13 protein-coding genes are annotated in these 13,898 nt (G+C 64.3%); 5 read left to right on the forward strand and 8 right to left on the reverse strand.

Annotated elements, in window-relative coordinates:
* The first annotated feature begins 62 nt into the window (after positions 1–62).
* Positions 63–476, forward strand: a complete 414-nt coding sequence (locus A9975_RS17740; RefSeq protein WP_183033968.1) for a TM2 domain-containing protein — start codon at positions 63–65, stop codon at positions 474–476.
* A gap of 284 nt (positions 477–760) precedes the next feature.
* Here A9975_RS17740 and A9975_RS17745 read toward each other — a convergent pair whose 3' ends face one another.
* The 3 genes from A9975_RS17745 to A9975_RS17755 all read right to left on the reverse strand — a co-directional run bounded on the left by A9975_RS17745 (position 761) and on the right by A9975_RS17755 (position 5,467).
* Positions 761–1,744, reverse strand: a complete 984-nt coding sequence (locus A9975_RS17745) for a tripartite tricarboxylate transporter substrate binding protein (protein ID WP_183034003.1) — start codon at positions 1,742–1,744, stop codon at positions 761–763.
* A 112-nt stretch (positions 1,745–1,856) separates the two neighbouring features.
* Entirely contained in the window at positions 1,857–3,110 is a 1,254-nt protein-coding gene (locus A9975_RS17750; protein WP_183033969.1) for an alkyl sulfatase dimerization domain-containing protein, read from the reverse strand.
* A gap of 11 nt (positions 3,111–3,121) precedes the next feature.
* On the reverse strand, positions 3,122–5,467 hold the full coding sequence (locus A9975_RS17755; RefSeq protein ID WP_183033970.1) for an arylsulfatase: 2,346 nt from the start codon (positions 5,465–5,467) through the stop codon (positions 3,122–3,124).
* Between the two features lie 271 nt (positions 5,468–5,738).
* Here A9975_RS17755 and A9975_RS17760 point away from each other — a divergent pair, with 271 nt between their 5' ends.
* The 4 genes from A9975_RS17760 (at position 5,739) to A9975_RS17775 (ending at position 11,217) form a co-directional block, all read left to right on the forward strand.
* Positions 5,739–6,896 carry a porin gene (locus tag A9975_RS17760; protein WP_183033971.1) on the forward strand — a complete coding sequence of 386 codons (1,158 nt, stop codon included), beginning with the start codon at positions 5,739–5,741 and terminating at the stop codon, positions 6,894–6,896.
* 203 nt (positions 6,897–7,099) lie between these two features.
* Positions 7,100–8,419 (forward strand): MFS transporter, encoded by a 1,320-nt coding sequence (locus A9975_RS17765; protein WP_370564879.1) that lies wholly within the window; start codon positions 7,100–7,102, stop codon positions 8,417–8,419.
* 91 nt (positions 8,420–8,510) lie between these two features.
* Complete coding sequence (locus tag A9975_RS17770; RefSeq protein WP_183033972.1) at positions 8,511–9,275, forward strand: TetR/AcrR family transcriptional regulator; 765 nt, start codon at positions 8,511–8,513, stop codon at positions 9,273–9,275.
* A 481-nt stretch (positions 9,276–9,756) separates the two neighbouring features.
* Entirely contained in the window at positions 9,757–11,217 is a 1,461-nt protein-coding gene (locus A9975_RS17775) for an ISNCY family transposase (protein ID WP_220810805.1), read from the forward strand.
* Between the two features lie 271 nt (positions 11,218–11,488).
* Here the strand turns inward: A9975_RS17775 and A9975_RS17780 are convergent, their stop codons facing one another.
* The 5 genes from A9975_RS17780 to A9975_RS17800 all read right to left on the reverse strand — a co-directional run bounded on the left by A9975_RS17780 (position 11,489) and on the right by A9975_RS17800 (position 13,895).
* The gene (locus A9975_RS17780) at positions 11,489–11,707 is read right to left on the reverse strand and encodes a hypothetical protein (protein ID WP_183033974.1); all 219 of its coding nucleotides are present in this window, start codon (positions 11,705–11,707) and stop codon (positions 11,489–11,491) included.
* Between the two features lie 39 nt (positions 11,708–11,746).
* Positions 11,747–12,283 (reverse strand): MarR family winged helix-turn-helix transcriptional regulator, encoded by a 537-nt coding sequence (locus A9975_RS17785; protein WP_183033975.1) that lies wholly within the window; start codon positions 12,281–12,283, stop codon positions 11,747–11,749.
* A gap of 119 nt (positions 12,284–12,402) precedes the next feature.
* Positions 12,403–12,663: a hypothetical protein gene (locus tag A9975_RS17790; protein WP_255503286.1), complete on the reverse strand. Its 261-nt coding sequence runs from the start codon at positions 12,661–12,663 to the stop codon at positions 12,403–12,405.
* 39 nt (positions 12,664–12,702) lie between these two features.
* Complete coding sequence (locus A9975_RS17795; RefSeq protein WP_183033976.1) at positions 12,703–13,371, reverse strand: flavin reductase family protein; 669 nt, start codon at positions 13,369–13,371, stop codon at positions 12,703–12,705.
* Between the two features lie 44 nt (positions 13,372–13,415).
* Complete coding sequence (locus A9975_RS17800; protein WP_183033977.1) at positions 13,416–13,895, reverse strand: VOC family protein; 480 nt, start codon at positions 13,893–13,895, stop codon at positions 13,416–13,418.
* Positions 13,896–13,898 lie beyond the last annotated feature (3 nt).

A 13,898-nucleotide genomic window follows, 5' to 3' on the forward strand; every position in this document is an offset into this window, starting at 1 on the left:
CAAGTAGCTTCGGTGCTACTGGCTATGGCATCATCGCGTCAAACCACTGCAGGAGACGAACGATGCATCCATCGAGCAATCCCCGGAGTGATACGCACAGCAAAGTCATCGGTTATCTGTTGTGGATCTTCGGCTTTACCGGTTCCCATCGCTTTTACTACGGCAAGCCGGTGACCGGGACGATCTGGTTCTTCACGTTGGGCCTGCTCGGGATCGGCTGGCTTATTGACCTGTTCCTGATCCCCGGCATGGACCGCGAAGCGGACTATCGGTTTGCGTCCGGCGAGTACGACTACAACGTGGCGTGGATCCTGCTGACCTTCCTCGGTATCTTCGGCGTGCATCGGATGTATATCGGAAAATGGATTAGTGGCCTGATCTACCTGTTGACCGGCGGCCTATTCCTGATCGGCGTGCTGTATGACTTCTGGACGCTGAATGAACAGGTGTCGGAGAGGAACAGAATGAACCCGTAACTGGAGTAATGCTCGCGCTGGAGCGGGCGTCCACGCTGGGCGCCTCGGTGCCGACAATGGCGAGCAAGGACCAGCCGGCATCTGGCGCGACTGGCCGCGCTCGACGACGCCCGTGCAGCGCCCGCGTAAGCCTGTCAAGTAAGCGGGGAACGGGGAGGGGCGCCAGCGCGCCCCGGTTTCAAAACAGGCCGGCAATGTACCGGCCTGCGGCAGCAACGCCCCAGCCACCAAGACCGCAAGGCATTAGAGTGTTGGTGACTGGCAATCCGGCGATCGAGAGCGCCTTACTCGGCGCTGATGTGGTTTGCTCGGATGACTTCGCTCCACATCCGGATATCGCTGCGCACGGTCTGCGCGAACTGCTCGCTGCTTTTGGGCGGCATCTCGGACATGTTCAACTGGACGAAGCGCTCCCGCATCTCCGGGACGGCCAGCGCGCGGTTCACCTCCGCGTTAAGGCGTTGCACGATCGGCGCTGGTGTGCCGGCCGGCGCGAACATGCCATACCAGCTATTGGTATTAAAGGGAAAGCCCTGCTCGGTCATGGTGGCAAGGTCGGGCAGGGCCGGCCCGCGGCGCGTGCCGCTCAGTGCCAGGACCCGGATCTTGCCGGCGCGGATCAACTGCAAGGGCGAGGAAGAATCGACGAAGGCCACCTTGATGATGCCGCCCTGCAGGTCGTTCAGGATCTGCGGCACCGTCTTGTATGGCACGTGCCGCAGCTTGATGCCGGCCTGCATCTTGAGCGACTCCATAGTCAGGTGGCCGCCGGAGCCCACGCCCCAGGAGGCGTAGTCGTAGGCATCGGGTTTGGCCTTGATGTGGGCGACGAACTCTTTCAGGTTGCGCGCGGGGAAATCCGGCGACACCACCAAGAAATTGCCCCCTGAGCCAACCTGGGCCACCGGGATCAGGTCGCGCAAGGCATCGTAGGGCAGCTTCGGTTGCAGGGTCTGGTTGATCACCAAGGACGCCGCGTAGGTGAACAACAGCGTGTAACCGTCCGGCTTGGCCTTGGCGACGGCGTCGTTGCCGATCATGCCGGTAGCACCGGTCCTGTTGTCGATCACGATGCTTTGCTTGAGCGCCTTGCCCAGGCGCTCGGCTAGCAGGCGGGCAAAGAGGTCGGTGCCGCTACCGGCCGAAGACGGCACAACCAGTCGGATTGGCCGAGCCGGCCAAGCGGGTTCGGCATGGGCCGCGCCTGCCGCCGCCAGGCTGCCGGCGCTTGCCAATGCCGCCATGGCGATCCTGCCGAGGCTGCGCATGGCATGCCGCCGCGTGATGACGCCGCTGCGCACAGGGTTGGGCGACGGGCGGTCCTTTGCGATGTTGAACATGTTTGTCTCCCTTGGAGCCCGTGAGGGGCCCGTGCCGGGGTCAGCGGATGCCAAAGGCGTGCCCGTTGCCTTGCTCGATCATGTCAGCGGTTGCCGTATAGAGGCTGCGCGACACATAGCTTCGGACCTGGCCGGCGCGCTGCCGCAGCCAGCGTGCCTTGAGCGATCTTGCCTTGGCGAGCGTGGGCGTATCGTCGCGCGCGGTGGCCAGCACGTCGATCACATGCAGGGCGAGCTGGGTCTCACCACGTTCTGCCAGCGCCTGCGCATGGCGGATCACGGCGTCATGGTCGGCGATGGCCGCGACGATCTCCGCAGCCGCGCGCTCGGGTGGTGCCGGATGCAGGGAGGTCGGGTTGCGGTCCCACCACCCATTCTCCGAGCGGTAGATGTCGCGTGCGATGTAACTCGGATCGCCATAGGTCGGCCGCATCCAGGGCTGGTCGAACAGCTCGGGCGGCAGTTCCAGCGACGCCAGTACCTCGCGCTCGCCGCAGCCCGCATTCATCAGCCTGACAACCTCGTCGCGCAGCCAGCGCAGCGCGCGCGCAGTCTGCGTCAAGACGTGCTGGCACGATTCGCTGCCTTCAAGGGTTGCGCCAAACTCGCGTACCACCGTGCTTGGCTGGAGCGCAGCTAGCCGCTCCAGCGTCTCGGCCCAGCGCACGGTGTCGCGCAGGGTGCGCAAAGGTGTGCCGATATTCGGGATCGAATCGATGACGGCCGGGCCGCCATACAGCAGCCGCGGGCCGGGCAGCCAGACGGCGATGGCGTCGTCGGTTTCCGACGGGGCCCAGATGATCTCGGCGCGCCGCGCACCCTGTCCAAGGGCCATCCCATCGGTGAAGGTCTCGGTTGGGGCGGGGCAAACCAGGCGTCCGGCGAGCTTGCCGGCGCGGTGCCGGAACTGGATTTCGGCCATGCGTTCCTGCAGGCCCATGGTGGCCTGGTAACGGGCCCGGCGGCCGATCACATTGGCGTGGGCGATCACGCGCGGCGCCGGCTCCCCGCGCCCGCTCGCATGTGCCAGCCATTCGGGCAGGCCGGCGTTGTAGCCGATGTGGCCGTGGCTAAAGCAGATGGCGATGACCGGCAGGTCCGTACTGGCGCGCAGGGCGGCAATCATGCCGCGCGTGACCGCGCCGCCGGGGCCAGCATCCACTACCAGCAAGCCGCCGCCAACGTCGGCCACGAAAGACTGGCCTTGGCCGTGCAGCAGCCATACGCCTTCTGCCACGGCCTCGCAGCCAGCGCCTGTCACGAGTGCCGAAGGGCGGTCCTCGATATCTTGCATGTTCTGTCTCCTTATTTGTAGCGCAGCCAGACTTCATGGACGGTGCCGCTGAACCGGAACGGTGCACGGTCGAAATACTCGTGCGCGACGGGCGAGCCGAGGTCGCACCCGACGTCGAAGGTTTCACACGCACTGAAGGCGCCAGGCACCGTGATGCCTACCTTTGTCGCGGCAATCGGCTCGCCGTTCACGCGTAGCACATAGCTGGCGGCGCGCCCGGGTGCGCGGCCTTCGGACATCGTGAACTCGATCTCCAGGGCGTGCCTGCCTGCAGGGAGGCGATCGGGCGAGCGCGCTTTGTAGCGGCACATCCCCAGCATGTTGTATTCGTAGGCGAGGTAGCCGTCGTCCATGAAGAGGCTGACGCCGCCGCTGAAACCGCCCATGGCGTAGAGCACGCCGCTGGCGCGCTCGCCGAACTCGGCATCCACGGTGACGATGTGGTCGCGGGAGCGGATGTTCGGCGCGGCGTTCTCGGGAATGCGCGTGATGTCCCCGCTAAAGCGCCAGGCAGTCTGCCTGGGGGCGACGCGATCAGTCGGATGGGTCACCACCCGATAGACCGCGCCCAACGGGTAGACCTTGTTGATCCCTGCCTGCGCGGCGAACATATCCTTCATCTGCGCCAGTTTCCCGGGCTGTTCCTGCGCCAGGTCACGTGCCTGCGAATAGTCCGCGCGGATGTGGTAAAGCTCCCAGACATCGTTGTCCGGATCCCAGGTATCCAGCCCAGGCGTCGTGGTAACCCAGGGAATGCGCGGCCCGAACACACCTGCCGTCCAGCCATCGTGATGCACCATGCGGCTGCCGGCGACCTCGAAGTACTGCACGCCCTTGCGGCCGGCCGCAGCCGGCTCGGCGAAGGTGTAGGCCATCGATATGCCGTCCAGCGAATCCTGCGCCACGCCGTTGAGTTCAAGCGGCGCAGCGATGCCCAGGATGTCGTAGATGGTGGGCGCGATGTCGTTTACATGATGGAACTGCGTGCGCGGCACGCTATCCGGCTTGATGCCGCGTGGCCACGAGACCACCAGGGGCGTGCGCGTGCCGCCGAAGTGGGCGGCAATCAGCTTGGTGCTCTGAAATGGCGTGGATCCGGCCCAGGCCCAGCCGGCGTGGTACATATTGCTGGTCTTGCGGCCGCCCAGCGCGTCGAGCCCTCCCAGGCCATCCAGAACGTCAAGATGCTGCTCGATCGTGCTGGGGATGCGGTTCTGCGCAAGCAATTCGACAACGGTGCCGTTCTGTCCTTCCGCACTGCCGCCGTTGTCGCTGAACACAAAGAACACCAGCGTGTTCTCGCGCAAGCCCAGGCGTTCCAGTTCATCAATGATCTTGCCAAGCTGCGCGTCGGTATGTTCCAGGAAGCCCGCATAGACTTCCATCAGCCGCCTCTGGAAAGGGCGTTCGGCTTCGGGGATGCTGTCCCAGCCTGGCAGGGTGTCGGGGCGCGGCGTGAGCTCTGCGGATTCCGGGATCCAGCCCATCTCTTTCTGGCGCGCGAAAGCGCGTTCCCGGTAGGCATCCCATCCATCGTCGAACTTGCCCTTGTACTTGTCGGTCCATTCCTTGAAGACCTGATGTGGCCCATGCACCGCGCCAGGCGCCCAGTACATCATGAATGGCTTGTCCGGTGTGATGGCCCTATGGCGGCGCAGCCAGCGCGCGGCCTTCGCGGCCATGTCCTCGGTCAGGTGGTAGCTCTCGTCATGCGGTGGCTCGATCAGCGTGGTGTTCTCGACCAGGCGCGGCTCGTACTGGGAGCTTTCGCCGCCCAGGAAACCGTAGAAGTGGTCAAAGCCGTGACCTGTGGGCCAGCGGTCGAACGGGCCCATCTGCGTGGTCAGGTTGGCGGGTGTGTTGTGCCATTTCCCAAAGGCGGCGGTGTTGTAGCCCCAGGCCCGAAGTACTTCAGCCAGGGTGCCGGCGCTTTGGGGAATCACCCCAACGTAGCCGTCCCAGTCCGTGGCGTATTCGGAAATATGCCCGTAGCCGACGCGGTGGGCGTTACGCCCGGTGAGCAGCGAGGCGCGCGTGGGCGAGCACACGCCGCAGTTATGAAAGGCGTTGTAGCGGATGCCGCTGTCGGCTAGCCGCGTGAGCGTGGGCGTATGGATTTCACCGCCGAAGGTATCCGGGTGCGCAAAGCCCGCGTCGTCCAGCATCACGATCATCACGTTGGGCGCGTCCCGCAGCAGCGGCTGCGCTTTGCGGCGCCGGTGGGTGGACTCGGACAGCTTGCGTCCGGCCACGCTGGCACTGGGTGGCGCTGGAAAGGGCAGGTGGCTACCCGCACCGGGGGTGGTGTTGTAGGTGCCGATACCGGACCCGGCCTCAGTCTTTTCGGTCTTTTCCATGCTGTCTCTCTCCATGTTTGGGCGCCGCATACGTGTACTGGGCAGGTCAGGATAGCAATAATCCTATGCATTAATACCTAGCATTATCCCTAGCGAGCCGGGAACAGGATGCAACGAGATCGGGAAATCCCCAGGTGCCCGAACGAACTCGCGCACTTAATCTCTTGAATTACAAATTAAGACGAAGGATTAAAAAGGAGGGGTGGCGTGGTAGAGCGCAGCACGCATGTCCATGCGCGATCCCTTCAGCGAACACAACGGAGGAAGACTGATGAAGAAGAAAGTGCTGTTCGCCGTGGCCGCTGCCAGCGTCTTGGGGCAGGGGGCTTATGCGCAATCGTCGGTGACGCTGTACGGCGTCGTGACCGCAAGCATGCAGTACGTGAACCATGCGCAAAACGTGACCAACGGCGTGCTGGCGCCGGGCAGCGGCTCCCAATACCTGATGAACTCGTCGGGCATCGCCCAGTCGCGCTTCGGCCTGCGCGGCGTGGAGGATCTCGGCGGCGGGCTGCAGAGCCTGTTCGTGCTGGAAAGTCAGTTCAACACCGACAATGGCCAGCTTGGCGGTGGCCTGTTGTTCGGCCGGCAAGCCTTTGTGGGCCTGAAGGGCGGCTACGGGCGGGTGACCTTCGGGCGCCAGTACACGTCTTCATTCCTGACCATGGGCAACTTCATGCCCGCTGCCTACGCGCCCGAGTTCGAACCGGTTGTGGGCTTTGCCGGTCCGAACTTCCGCGAGAACAACATGGTTCAATACCAGGGCCAGTTCGGCGGGGTCTCGCTGAACACACATTGGTCCCTTGGCGAGCGCAGCGGCAGCCTGGCCGCGGGGTCCGCTTATGGCCTTGGCGCCTCGTACTTTTCCGATGGCTTCGGCCTCGGTGTGGCCTATGACGAGGTGAAGACGCTTAACACTGCCCAGGCCACTGGCGCCTCCGGCTCGAACGACTATGGCCGCGACATGCGCGCTGCCATCGGCGCGAGCTATACGTTGGGCAAGGTCAAGCTGATGGGCGGCTACCGCTGGGGCAATTCGGTGGCGCCCGCCACCGGCACGCCTACGCTGCTTCCGCATCGCGACAATATGTACTGGCTGGGCCTGAACTGGGAGGCGACTTCGGCGCTGCGCCTGACATTGGCCTACTACTACGACGACATCAAGCAGGCCACCATCGCCGGCACCAAGGTCAATCCGCAGAATCCGCAGCAATATCTGGCGCTGGCGGATTACAGCATTTCCAAGCGGACCGATTTCTTCGCCGCGGCGATGTATGCCCGCAATGCTTCGCTGAACTGGGACAACATCGCTTACCTGCCCAACGGGCAGTCGGTCGGCTATTTGCCGGCCACCTCGCAGACGTACTACAAGACGCCGGGCGCCAGCGGGCAGCTCGGGATTTCGCTGGGCATCCGCACGATCTTCTGAGGGCGCTGTCGCCGCGTACGGCGCTGCGCGCGCCGCAAGCAAGCCCGATCCCGCGCATACGGGGAAAACCCCCGTGTGCACTGCGTTCGATTACAACTAAGCTCGATGCCCGGGGTAATCCTGGGGATTAATTCAAGGTGGTCGGTGCGGCACCCGAGGTGGCTCTCGGCGTGCCCGCCGAATGCGCCATGGAGTACTGAACCATGCCCGATTCGCTGACAACTTCCCCGCCGCAGGGCGCCATGCACGACCAGGGTGCCGCCGTGCGCGCCGACGCGTACCAGCCCCGCAAGGCATGGGCGATGGCCACCTGGCTGACGGTGTTCTCCTCCATCAACTTCCTGGACAAAGTGGTGCTGGGCATGGTGGCCGTGCCGATCATGCGCGAGCTTCACCTCAGCCCGACGCAGTTCGGCCTGATCGCGGGCAGCTTCTTCTGGCTGTTCTCGGCGTCGGCCGCCATCGTGGGCTTTATCGGCAACCGGGTGGCGGCGCGCTGGCTGCTGCTGGCCATGGCGATCCTTTGGTCGCTGGTGCAGTTTCCGGTGGCTTTCGCCTCCGGCGCCGCGGCGCTGCTGGCGTCGCGCGTGATTCTCGGCGCTGGCGAGGGACCGGGTTTTCCGGTATCGGTGCATGCGCTGTACAAGTGGTTCCCACACGAGAAGCGAAACCTGCCGGTGGCCCTGATCAACCAGGGCGCGGTATTCGGCTTACTGCTGGCAGGGCTAGCCGTGCCCTTCATCACGCAGCACTGGGGCTGGCGCGCCAATTTCCTCATCTTGTCGGCCGCGTCGGCACTGTGGGCGCTGGGCTGGCTGTGCTTCGGCCGCGAAGGCATGCTGCAAGCCGAGCCGGTGCGGCGCAGCGCAGCGGGCCGGCGTGTGCCTTACCGCCGGCTGCTCACGGACGCGACCGTGTTGTCGGGCTTCGTGGCCGGCTTCGCGGCTTATTGGGGGCTCGCCCTGGTGCTGACCTGGATGCCGTCCTACCTGGGGCAGGGGCTGGGATATGACGATGTGGCAGCCGGCAGGATGTTCGCGGTCATTGTGGCTGTTGGCGTGCCGGTCAGCCTGACGCTGAGCTGGTGCTCGCAGCAGTTGCTGCGGCGGGGCGCTTCCTCGCGCGTGGCGCGGGCGGTGTTCGGCAGCGCTTGCGTGGGCGCCGGCGGCTTGCTGTTCCTCGCGCTGCCGCTGCTTTCGCTTGCGCCGGGGGGGAAGGTGGCGTTGCTGGCGCTGGCGGCTACGCTGCCGCCGGTTGCGTTCGCGGTCGGGCCGGCCATTCTTGCCGAGATCGTTCCCGATGCGCAGCGCAGCGCCATCATCGCGCTGAGCACGGCCGTAGCGACCAGTGCCGGCGCGATCGCACCGGTGGTGATGGGGCGCCTAGTGCAGGTGCAGGGCCATGCCGGCGCGCATGGTTTCGAGCTCGGCTTCATGGTATGCGGCGCAGTCATGCTGGTTGGCGCCATCATCGGCGTGCTGGGCCAGAATCCCGCGCGCTCGCTGCGGCGCTTGCACGGCTAGTGGTACTTATCTCGGACGCGGGCGGCAGGCTTGCCCGCTTGATGGCATTGCACCCATAATTCCAAATATTAAAATATGGGGGCAACAGTTTATGAGCCATGGACGCCAGCGTTCTCTTGCAACGGTCCTTGCCGATGGCGCGCTAGTGGAAAAGCCGCCGGCACGAAAGGCTTCGGCCGAGGCCGGGCAGGCCACCAGCAATCCGCTGGAAAGCGAGACTGCCCGGCGCATGCTCGAGATCGCAGAGCGTCTGTTTGCCGAGCATGGCGTCGAACTGGTGCCGCTGCGCCAGATCGTGGTCGAAGCGGGCCAGCGCAACCGCTCGGCGCTGCACTATCACTTTGGCTCGCGCGAGGCGCTGGTCAGCCAGTTGCTTAATTTCCGCCTGACCCATATCAACAAGGTGCGCAACCACTACCTGGACGAAGTCGAGGCGGCCGGCCTGGGTGGCGATGTGCGGGCCATCGTGGAAGCATCGATCAGCGCGCTTGCCGATACCATTTGCGACACGCCCTGGGGCGCGCTCTATGTGCAGGTGCTGGCGCAGGCCACCTTCAGCCCGAGCCTGGTCAACGCGGACATGATCGATTTCGACGCGATGTCCGGCGTGCTGCGGTCCAGGAAGATGATTGCCGCTGCCTTGCCCGGCATCCCGTGCAAGGTCTTGCATAACCGCCAGATGTGGTTCAACAACAGCGTGGTCTATTCGCTGGCGCAGTGGTGCCGCCAGACCCAGGGCCCTGCAAAGCGCGGCCAGCCTCCCGTCGCGGACCTGGTGGATTACTGCACCGCCGCGCTGATGGCGCCCATCGGCAAGCTGCGGGCGGTGTCGCGCAGCAGGAGCCGGCCGGCTTGATGCGGGGCATGATTGCACGGGGGGGGGCGAAATTGCGCTATCACGGTTTGGCGAAAACGGCGGGGCTAACTGCCGAAGACCGTGATCTTTGAAGCTGATGCCGCTGACCGCGGTCAGCAAGCTGGACAAGAAGGCCATCCGGGCTCGATACGCCAACAGCACGCCGTAGCATGCGGCATGAACGGCAGTTCGCGCAGCAGCACCCCTCGGCCGCTGCTGCGCGAACACCCGGACCTAAGTAGGATCGTTCACGACAACGGCAGTCTTGCAGACCCTCTAGCTTGTTCCGCGAGCATTTGACATAGCACCCGGTCCACGAAGGATTAAATTTAACATAATCTTGATTATGCGTCAGCAACGGTGTAAAGGCCAAATCAGAATGTCCGCTTCCAGCCACATCAGAATGTCCTCTGGATAGACCTATACTGGTAGCGCCTGGGTTGGACGGGAGCGCGCCGTGAAGGATCGAGGGTTGATCACCATGAGTCTGCGTGAAGTTGACCGCTTCAAGGTCATTCAGGCAACGGCCGAGGGCCTGCTGGCGCAATGGCGCGCCGCAGAGCGCCTGGATTTGACCGCGCGGCAAGTCCGGCGGCTGGTCCAGCGCTGGCGAGCCGATGGCCCGATGGGCTTGCTGTCGCGCCAGCGTGGGCAGCCAGGCCATCGCCAGCTGCCACGGATGCTCGAAGCGCAGGCACGCGCGCTAATCCAGCAGCACTACGCCGATTACGGCCCCACGCTGGCCTGCGAGAAGCTGCGCGAGCGCCATGGCATCGCGCTGGCCAAGGAGACGGTGCGGCGGATCATGATCGACGCCGGATTCTGGATCCCCAGGAAGCTGCGTCCGCCCAAGCTGCACCAGCCGCGCAAGCGCCGCGCTTGCCTGGGTGAACTGGTGCAGATCGATGGCAGCGAGCACGCGTGGTTCGAGGAGCGTTCGCCCATGTGCACGCTGCTGGTCTATGTCGACGATGCCACCAGCCGCCTGATGCAGTTGCTGTTCGTGCCGACCGAATCGACTTTCGCCTATTTTGCCGCGACGCGTGCTTACATCGAGCGCCATGGCAAGCCGGTGTCCTTCTACAGCGACAAGGCCAGCATCTTCCGGGTCAATGCCAAAGGCGTCACCACAGGGCGAGACCATACGCAGTTCGGGCGCGCGCTGTACGAGCTGAATATCGAGAGCCTGTGCGCCAACAGCAGCCAGGCCAAGGGCCGCGTGGAGCGAATGAATGGCACGCTGCAGGACCGGCTGGTCAAGGAGTTGCGCCAGCGCGGCATCTCGACGCTGGCCGAGGCCAATGCCTTTGCCCCGATCTTCCTGGCGGACTTCAATGTGCGGTTCGCCAAGATGCCCAGAAGCGACTTCAATGCGCACCGTCCCGTACGGCCCGACGAGGACCTCGAGCGCATCTTTACCTGGCGCGAATGGCGCAAAGTCTCCAACCGGCTGACGCTGCAGTACGACCGCAAGCTGTATCTCATCACCGACCAACCCGAGCGGCGCCCCCTGATTCATCGCTATATCGAAGTAGCCGAGTATCCGGACGGCCGTATCGAGTTGTGGGCCGATGGCGCTGCCCTGCCCTACGTCCTCTATGACCGGCTGTCCGAGATCAATCAGGGTGCGGTGGTGGAGAACAAGCGACTGGGGCACGTGCTGGAGATCGCCCAGCGCGTGCAGGCCCAGCGCGACAATCGTCGCACCCTAGCGACACCGTCGCGCACGCTGACCGGTCAAAAACCGCGGCAACGGCCCGAACAGGCGGCCCCGGGCACGAAACCACAACGGCAGCTGAATGCGGAAGACTTGCGTCGCGCCATCGATGAACTGACGCAACCGCCCCACCCTGTAGATACCTTACCGCCTCAGGCCAGCTCGACTGCCTTACGGAAACAGCCAGGAAAAAGACGTAAAAGAATCAAAACCATCCTGCATTAAACCGGACATTCTGATCTGGCCAAAGAGAGGACATTTGAATTTGGCCTAGACACGAACTGTAAAGGCCAAATCAGAATGTCCGCTTCCAGCCACATCAGAATGTCCTCTGGATAGACCTATACTGGTAGCGCCTGGGTTGGACGGGAGCGCGCCGTGAAGGATCGAGGGTTGATCACCATGAATGCTCGAAGCGCAGCCACGCGCGCTAATCCAGGAACATTACGCCGATTAGGGTCCGACCCTCGCTGCCGCGAAGCCGCCCCGACAAGCTTCATGCCGACAAAGGGTATGACTTCGCACGGACCAGATAGGTGCGCAACTCGGCCAGGACGCCTTGCTGCGCCTCATTCTTAGCCTGTGCTTTCGCCAGGGCCAGCTCAAGCTCGCGCACCTGTGTCGACAGACTGCCGGTTTGTGCCAACGCCGCCGTCAGCTGCTCCTGCAGCGCTTGGGCGTGAGCATCCTTGTCGGCGAACTGGGCCACCAGCATGTCGTGACCCCGCACCACGACAGTGATCCCTATCCCGGACTACTCAATCCCCCGCCAGATCTTCCCCAATATCGTCTGCAACGCCTGACAATCCTCATCGCTCAGTTCGCGCGTGAGGTGCGCGCAGGCTCGCCAGAAAGAAGGCAGCGCCTGATCGAGAATCGCCCGCCCGTTCTCCGTCAACACTAGTTCCAGGCTTCGCCTGTCATCCTTGCGATGCTCGCGCGCCAGCAACTGGCGCGTCTCCAGCCAGTCCAGTAGCCCGGTTGCCGACGAGCGGGTCACGCCGACGTAATCGGCAATCGCCGAAGGCGTCAGCGGGCCGATATCGAGCAGGCCGCGTTCGGCCAGCGAGAACAGGATCAGCACGTTCAGCTTGTTCTCGGTGATGCCATGCTCGCGCAGGCCGGCGTTGACCACGCTCATGACGTCGTCGCTGAGCCAAAGCAGCATCAGGCCGGCACCAGCCTTTTTGCGGCTGGTTCCGCGCTCGGCCGTGGCGGCAAGCAGCTTGAGGTGCGGGGCTATGGCATGGTCGGCCCCGGAGGGCGGCGTAAGTTCGGTCTTAGTGGTCATTGCGTACGATGGTGGCCGCGCATGGCGCGGCGGGATGCAGTTGCTGGTACGGCTGGCGTATGGTTTGCCGATCGTATCAGACTTCGCGTGCAGCCCAAACCGCAATCACCCGCGATGACCTACGCGCCCTGCGAGAACGGGTCGCGCTGGTCCACCGCATGCCCGTCAGCGCAGGCATGGCGGGCGCCGGCGGGCGCCCTTGCCCCATCGGTGAAGGGGTCGCGGCGCTCGCTTGCCCGATGGGATGTGCCCACCGCGGCAACGCAAGCGGCCGTGCCGGGCAGGTCCGCCGCGCGCGCGGTGCCGATCGCGTTGAGCAATGGGCCTGGCGCGCCAAGCATCGCGCAGGCGGATACACAGACGTTCAAATACCACTTCATGATTGACTCCAGATTCAATACGGAAAATGCGGCCAGGCACTAAGGCCCGCCAACAAGATAGGGTTCGGCCTCTCCGCCCTGCCTGAGCCCATCCCACTGCTGCAGGCTCAGTTGCGGCATTTGGAAGGCCGGGCCGGTGCGGCAATACCAGCCGGGGTTGTGCAGCCGGCCCACCAGATCCATGCGAGGCGTGTCCAGGTAGAGCTGGCCGGGGTCGAGCACGGCTTCGTCCATCACGTGCATCGCCACGATATCGGCCACCACCAGGGTGCGCAGGCCGTCGACGTTAAGCAGATGCCGCACGCGGCATTCGAAGGATGCCGGGCTCTGCGCGATGCGCGGGGTCGCCACCTCGATGCCGGGCGCCAGCATCAGCCCCGCCTCCTGCGCTTCGTTTACTCCGGCGGGAAACTCAATGGCCGTGACGTTCATGCGCCGGGCCAGCGCGGCCGACACCATGTTCACCGTGAACTCGCCGCGCGCGCGGATATTGCGGGCAGTGTCCTTCGGCATGCCATCGCGTGCACCGATCCCCACGCAAAACAGAGGCGGGTCTGCCGACAGCAGGTTGAAGAAGGAGAACGGCGCGACATTGACCGCGCCATGCTCGTCCATCGAGGAAATCCAGGCGATGGGCCGGGGCACGACGATGGTCGACAGGACCTTATGCCGAGCGGCGCCGTCGAGCGCTTGCAGATCTATGTACATGGGGTTTCAGCGATTGGCGATACTGGTGGAAGGGCCGGCGCAGTTCAGGATCGCGCCATTGGCGCGGCGCCGGCAGCCGCTTTCTGCTCGGCGAAAATGCGGTCGCTGCGCTTGCAGCGGCAACGGCCGATCTGGTGCAGCTCGATCATGTTGCCGGCCGGGTCGTGCAGGAATAGCTGCTTCAGCTCGGGCGCCGCCACGTTCTCCTGCTTCCAGAAGTCCACGTCCATGCGCAGCAGTTCTGCCTCGGTGGCAACGATATCGCGCACGGCCAGCGCAACGTGATTACCGACCGGATCGCGCCCGGGGCCCTGGGCGTAGGGAGACACGCCGTCGCTGCCCAACAGGTGGATCTGGCAATCGTTGCCCATGTCGAGGAAATAGCCTGGAACGCCGGGAATATTCCAGCGCCCGGTGTCCGTGTCCAAGCCCAGCACGCCGCCGTAGAAGGCGCCCATGGCCTCTACCTTGTCCAAAGGCATGCGGACCGCATGATGATGAAGCTCAAGAATCTCGATAGCCATGTC

Origin of the sequence: Cupriavidus sp. UME77, from assembly GCF_014170355.1 — a bacterium.
Taxonomy (GTDB): domain Bacteria; phylum Pseudomonadota; class Gammaproteobacteria; order Burkholderiales; family Burkholderiaceae; genus Cupriavidus; species Cupriavidus basilensis.

Bases quoted from the DNA above. Each gene is read 5' to 3' on its own strand.
- A9975_RS17750 (WP_183033969.1), bottom strand. From the start codon at position 3,110: ATGCAAGATATCGAGGACCGCCCTTCGGCACTCGTGACAGGCGCTGGC.
- A9975_RS17785 (WP_183033975.1), bottom strand. From the start codon at position 12,283: ATGACCACTAAGACCGAACTTACGCCGCCCTCCGGGGCCGACCATGCC.
- A9975_RS17760 (WP_183033971.1), top strand. From the start codon at position 5,739: ATGAAGAAGAAAGTGCTGTTCGCCGTGGCCGCTGCCAGCGTCTTGGGG.
- A9975_RS17780 (WP_183033974.1), bottom strand. From the start codon at position 11,707: ATGCTGGTGGCCCAGTTCGCCGACAAGGATGCTCACGCCCAAGCGCTG.
- A9975_RS17790 (WP_255503286.1), bottom strand. From the start codon at position 12,663: ATGAAGTGGTATTTGAACGTCTGTGTATCCGCCTGCGCGATGCTTGGC.
- A9975_RS17745 (WP_183034003.1), bottom strand. From the start codon at position 1,744: ATGCGCAGCCTCGGCAGGATCGCCATGGCGGCATTGGCAAGCGCCGGC.
- A9975_RS17755 (WP_183033970.1), bottom strand. From the start codon at position 5,467: ATGGAAAAGACCGAAAAGACTGAGGCCGGGTCCGGTATCGGCACCTAC.
- A9975_RS17740 (WP_183033968.1), top strand. From the start codon at position 63: ATGCATCCATCGAGCAATCCCCGGAGTGATACGCACAGCAAAGTCATC.
- A9975_RS17800 (WP_183033977.1), bottom strand. From the start codon at position 13,895: ATGGCTATCGAGATTCTTGAGCTTCATCATCATGCGGTCCGCATGCCT.
- A9975_RS17770 (WP_183033972.1), top strand. From the start codon at position 8,511: ATGAGCCATGGACGCCAGCGTTCTCTTGCAACGGTCCTTGCCGATGGC.
- A9975_RS17775 (WP_220810805.1), top strand. From the start codon at position 9,757: ATGAGTCTGCGTGAAGTTGACCGCTTCAAGGTCATTCAGGCAACGGCC.
- A9975_RS17765 (WP_370564879.1), top strand. From the start codon at position 7,100: ATGCCCGATTCGCTGACAACTTCCCCGCCGCAGGGCGCCATGCACGAC.
- A9975_RS17795 (WP_183033976.1), bottom strand. From the start codon at position 13,371: ATGTACATAGATCTGCAAGCGCTCGACGGCGCCGCTCGGCATAAGGTC.